Annotated in this window: 5 protein-coding genes; 3 read left to right on the plus strand and 2 right to left on the minus strand. The window is 68.9% G+C overall.

Annotated elements, in window-relative coordinates:
* Window positions 1-91: 91 nt before the first annotated feature.
* Together ACFYXA_RS34850 and ACFYXA_RS34855 are read right to left on the minus strand one after the other, a co-directional pair.
* Window positions 92-646, minus strand: a complete 555-nt coding sequence (locus ACFYXA_RS34850; RefSeq protein WP_352252965.1) for a hypothetical protein — start codon at window positions 644-646, stop codon at window positions 92-94.
* Between the two features lie 91 nt (window positions 647-737).
* Window positions 738-983, minus strand: coding sequence for a hypothetical protein (locus ACFYXA_RS34855; protein WP_352252967.1), 246 nt, complete (start codon window positions 981-983; stop codon window positions 738-740).
* Between the two features lie 258 nt (window positions 984-1,241).
* Here ACFYXA_RS34855 and thyX point away from each other — a divergent pair, with 258 nt between their 5' ends.
* The 3 genes from thyX to ACFYXA_RS34870 all read left to right on the plus strand — a co-directional run bounded on the left by thyX (window position 1,242) and on the right by ACFYXA_RS34870 (window position 4,916).
* Complete coding sequence (thyX, locus tag ACFYXA_RS34860; protein WP_352252969.1) at window positions 1,242-1,982, plus strand: FAD-dependent thymidylate synthase; 741 nt, start codon at window positions 1,242-1,244, stop codon at window positions 1,980-1,982.
* 204 nt (window positions 1,983-2,186) lie between these two features.
* On the plus strand, window positions 2,187-3,086 hold the full coding sequence (gene dapA, locus ACFYXA_RS34865) for a 4-hydroxy-tetrahydrodipicolinate synthase (protein WP_351096086.1): 900 nt from the start codon (window positions 2,187-2,189) through the stop codon (window positions 3,084-3,086).
* A 144-nt stretch (window positions 3,087-3,230) separates the two neighbouring features.
* The gene (locus ACFYXA_RS34870) at window positions 3,231-4,916 is read left to right on the plus strand and encodes a ribonuclease J (RefSeq protein ID WP_351096088.1); all 1,686 of its coding nucleotides are present in this window, start codon (window positions 3,231-3,233) and stop codon (window positions 4,914-4,916) included.
* Window positions 4,917-5,183 lie beyond the last annotated feature (267 nt).

Below are 5,183 nucleotides of genomic sequence, written 5' to 3' on the forward strand. Positions count from 1 at the left end.
GTATCGGGGCGACCCTCCGCCTTGCGATCGCACGCACCAGACGCCGCCGGGCCCGCCCTTCGGGCGGACGACGCTACTTTCGAAACACGCCCTAGGGCTGCCGGTACTCGTCGGCCCACGCCTCGACCGTGTCCGCCGCCCGGTCGAACGCCTCGATCCGCCCCAGGAAGTCCGCCCCGTGCGTGGTCAGCAACGGCACGGCGTCCTGCGGGGATCCGTCCCGGCGTACGAGCGTCAGGGCCTGGCCCTGCAGCGTCCGCGGCAGCCCCAGCCAGCGCACCGGCTGCTGCACGGTGCGCACGGACGCGACCTGGTTCCAGGTCACCGTGCGCGTCACGAAGAACCGCACGTGCCGCAGCCCGCGCTCGCTCACCCACACGCCCATCCGCAGCAGCCGCAGCGCGGCGGCGATCACCAGCAGCGAGAGGCCGAACACCGTACCGGCCTCGCTCGGCGAACCGGTCAGCGCGATCACCACCGCGGCGAGCAGCACGTACGAGGCGATCAGCAGACTCAGCGCGGCCACGGCGACCCGCCAGGGCCCGGGACGGTAGGGGCGCCGCCAGCGCTCACGGTCCTCGAAGGGCAACGCGACGTCGTCCGCTGCCTCGGATGCGCGGTCGGCCGTCAGGAAGGGCAGGGGCACGGCTGGTCCTCACTCGATCCATGCTGGGGCTGTGCCCGGTGAGGTTATCCGCCTGTGTCCCCGCTCACCACCTGCGGGGGGCCGGATGGTGTCAGCGCCCCTCGGAGGTCTGCGAGGCCTGGGACTGCTGGGACGGTGCGGTGTGGTCCAGGCTCAGCGCCGGCATCCCGATGACCAGGGAGCCCACGAGCGCGGCCACGATGGTGACCGCCAGGAGCCAGCGCCCGGCTATCTGTCCGGCGGAGGACGGCTCGGGCGGCGGAGGGGCCACGTTACTGCGGAACGTGTCGGCTTCGGCGACGAAGGCGAAGGGGACGGGCTCGCGCCGACGGGACATGGTGGGTTCTTCCTCCTTGGGTAGACGAGCTGGGTGACCGAGTGGACGCCGCCACCGATGACGAGTGGACGCTGCCACTGACTCAGACGAGCGGGTGCCCGAAAAGGTGCCCCATGTCACGAGACTTCCGGGAAAATTTTCTCGCGGCGGGCCATCGGCCGCCCCAGTGCCCCGGCCCTCCCGCCCGCCCCGGGCCCCCGTAGAGTTGGCGCCGCTCGCAAGCCGCTCCTGGAACGCCCCTGGAAGGACCTCCGCACCGTGACCGACAGGCCCGCCGACGACACCAAGATCCACATTCGCAGCGACGTCACCGTCGAGCTGGTCAAGCACAGCGCGTCCGACTCCGACGTGCTGTGGGCCGCCCGTGTCTCCACCGCCGGCGAGCAGTCCCTGGACGAGCTGCAGAAGGACCCGGAGCGCTCGAAGGGCCTGATCAACTACCTGATGCGGGACCGCCACGGAAGCCCCTTCGAGCACAACTCGATGACCTTCTTCATCAGCGCCCCGATCTTCGTCTTCCGCGAGTTCATGCGGCACCGCGTGGGCTGGTCCTACAACGAGGAGAGCGGCCGCTACCGCGAGCTCCAGCCCGTCTTCTACGTCCCGGACGCCTCCCGCAAGCTCGTCCAGCAGGGCCGGCCCGGCAAGTACGTCTTCGTCGAGGGCACCGAGGACCAGCAGGAGCTCGTGACCCGCACCATGGAGGACTCCTACCGGCAGGCCTACGAGGCCTACCAGGAGATGCTCGCCGCCGGCGTCGCCCGCGAGGTCGCCCGCGCGGTGCTCCCCGTGGGCCTGTTCTCCTCGATGTACGCCACCTGCAACGCGCGCTCTCTGATGCACTTCCTCGGCCTGCGCACCCAGCACGAGCTGGCGAAGGTCCCGTCCTTCCCGCAGCGGGAGATCGAGATGGTGGGCGAGCGGATGGAGGCCGAGTGGGCGAGGCTCATGCCCCTCACGTACGCCGCTTTCAACGCCAACGGCCGTGTCGCCCCTTGACCGCCTCGCAGCGGAAGACGTATGTGCGGATCAGCCGCGCGAAGTGTCCGTATTGCGGCATTTAGAGAAGTTCATCTAGCCTGATCAAACGGACCCGGCACTGCTTGAACCCCCGAGCAGGCAGTGCCGGGCTCCACATTTGTCCCGACTTGCCGCCTGCCCCGAGGGCAGACCCCGCCCTGAGCAACGAGTAGCGTGTTACCCATGGCTCCGACCTCCACTCCGCAGACCCCCTTCGGGCGGGTCCTCACCGCCATGGTCACGCCCTTCACGGCGGACGGCGCACTCGACCTCGACGGCGCTCAGCGGCTCGCCACCCACCTGGTGGACGCAGGCAACGACGGCCTGATCGTCAACGGCACCACCGGCGAGTCCCCCACGACCACCGACGCGGAGAAAGCGGACCTGGTACGAGCCGTCCTGGAGGCCGTCGGAGACCGGGCCCACATCGTGGCCGGCGTCGGCACCAACGACACCCACCACAGCATCCAGCTGGCGCGCGCGGCGCAGCAGGCGGGCGCACACGGCCTCCTGGTCGTCACCCCGTACTACAACAAGCCCCCGCAAGAGGGCCTGTACCGCCACTTCACGACCGTCGCCGACGCCACCGAGCTGCCGGTCATGCTCTACGACATCCCCGGCCGCAGCGGCGTCCCGATCAACACCGAGACGCTCGTCCGCCTCGCCGCCCACCCGCGCATCGTCGCCAACAAGGACGCCAAGGGCGACCTCGGCCGAGCCAGCTGGGCCATCGCCCAGTCCGGCCTCGCCTGGTACTCCGGCGACGACATGCTCAACCTGCCGCTGCTCTCCGTCGGCGCGGTCGGCTTCGTCTCCGTCGTCGGCCATGTCGTCACCCCGGACCTGCGCGCCCTCGTGGACGCCTTCACCGCCGGCGACGTCCAGAAGGCCACGGAGATCCACCAGAAGCTGCTCCCCGTCTACACCGGCATGTTCCGCACCCAGGGCGTCATGACCACGAAGGCCGCGCTCGCCCTCCAGGGCCTGCCCGCCGGACCGCTGCGGGCGCCCCTGGTGGAACTCACCGCGGAAGAGACCGAGCAGCTCAAGATCGATCTTGCCGCGGGCGGGGTACAGCTCTGACACCGGACTTCACAACTGAACACCGCACAACTGAATACGGCAGGCCACCGGTGCCTGCACATCACAACGACAACTGCTTCTGCACGAACGTCATACGCGCCACGTGCCCACCGGTACGTGGCGCGCATGGTTGAGGAGAGTCTTTTGAGTCATCCGCACCCCGAACTGGGCCCGCCCCCGCCGCTTCCCGAAGGGGGTCTGCGGGTCACCCCGCTCGGCGGCCTCGGCGAGATCGGCCGCAACATGACGGTCATGGAGTACGGCGGCCGTCTTCTGATCGTCGACTGCGGAGTGCTCTTCCCCGAGGAGGAGCAGCCCGGAATCGACCTGATCCTGCCGGACTTCTCGTCCATCCGGGACCGCCTCGACGCCGTCGAAGGCATCGTCCTCACCCACGGCCACGAGGACCACATCGGCGCCGTCCCCTACCTCCTCCGGGAGAAGCCGGACATCCCGCTGATCGGCTCCAAGCTGACCCTCGCCCTCATCGAGGCCAAGCTCCAGGAGCACCGCATCCGCCCCTACACCCTCGAGGTGGCCGAGGGGAACCGCGAGCGCATCGGCCCGTTCGACTGCGAGTTCATCGCCGTCAACCACTCCATCCCGGACGCCCTCGCCGTGGCCGTGCGCACGCCGGCCGGCATGGTGGTCCACACCGGCGACTTCAAGATGGACCAGCTTCCGCTGGACAACCGCCTCACGGACCTGCACGCGTTCGCACGGCTGAGCGAAGAGGGCATCGACCTGCTTCTCTCCGACTCGACGAACGCCGAGGTCCCCGGGTTCGTCCCGCCGGAGCGGGAGATCTCCAACGTCCTGCGCCAGGTCTTCGCGAACGCCAGGAAGCGGATCATCGTGGCGAGCTTCGCGAGCCATGTCCACCGCATCCAGCAGATCCTGGACGCGGCGCACGAGTACGGCCGCAGGGTCGCCTTCGTCGGCCGCTCGATGGTCCGCAACATGGGCATCGCCCGGGACCTCGGCTACCTGAAGATCCCGCCGGGTCTGGTCGTCGACGTCAGGAGTCTGGACGACCTGCCGGACCACGAGGTGGTCCTGGTCTGCACGGGGTCCCAGGGCGAACCGATGGCCGCCCTGTCCCGGATGGCCAACCGCGACCACCAGATCCGCATCGTCGACGGCGACACGGTGATCCTGGCGTCGTCGCTCATCCCCGGCAACGAGAACGCGGTCTACCGCGTGATCAACGGCCTGACCCGCTGGGGTGCGAACGTCGTCCACAAGGGCAACGCCAAGGTGCACGTCTCGGGCCACGCGTCCGCGGGCGAGCTCCTGTACTTCTACAACATCTGCCGGCCGAAGAACCTGATGCCGGTCCACGGCGAGTGGCGCCATCTGCGGGCCAACGCCGAGCTGGGCGCCATGACCGGCGTTCCGCACGACCGCATCGTCATCGCCGAGGACGGCGTCGTCGTCGACCTCATCGAGGGCAAGGCCAAGATCGCGGGCAAGGTCCAGGCGGGGTACGTGTACGTCGACGGCCTTTCGGTCGGCGACGTGGGCGAGCCCGCCCTGAAGGACCGGAAGATCCTGGGCGACGAGGGCATCATCTCCGTCTTCGTGGTCATGGACTCCTCTACCGGCAAGATCACCGGTGGCCCGCACGTCCAGGCCCGCGGTTCGGGCATCGAGGACTCGGCCTTCGCGGACGTCATCCCGAAGATCACCGAAGTCCTGGAGCGCTCGGCTCAGGACGGCGTGGTGGAACCCCACCAGCTGCAGCAGCTCATCCGCCGCACCCTGGGCAAGTGGGTCTCGGACTCCTACCGGCGCCGGCCGATGATCCTCCCGGTCGTCGTGGAGGTCTGACGGACCGTCGGGTCCGCCGACGGCCCTCAGGACGCGTGCACCTGGAGCGGAGCCCCTCGATTTGCATCGGGGCGCTCCGCTCCAGTACGTTTACGGCTCCGCCTGAACGGGAACCCAGCAGCCTCGTGCACGTCTGGACCACTCCCCGGAGGGGCCGGGAAATCCGACTCAGAACTTCTGATAAAGTCGGAACCGCCGGAAAGGAAACCGCGAAACAAAAGCGGGAACCTGGAAAGCACCGAGGAAATCGGATCGAGAAAAGATCTG

Source organism: Streptomyces sp. NPDC002566 (genome assembly GCF_042889585.1).
Classification (GTDB): domain Bacteria; phylum Actinomycetota; class Actinomycetes; order Streptomycetales; family Streptomycetaceae; genus Streptomyces.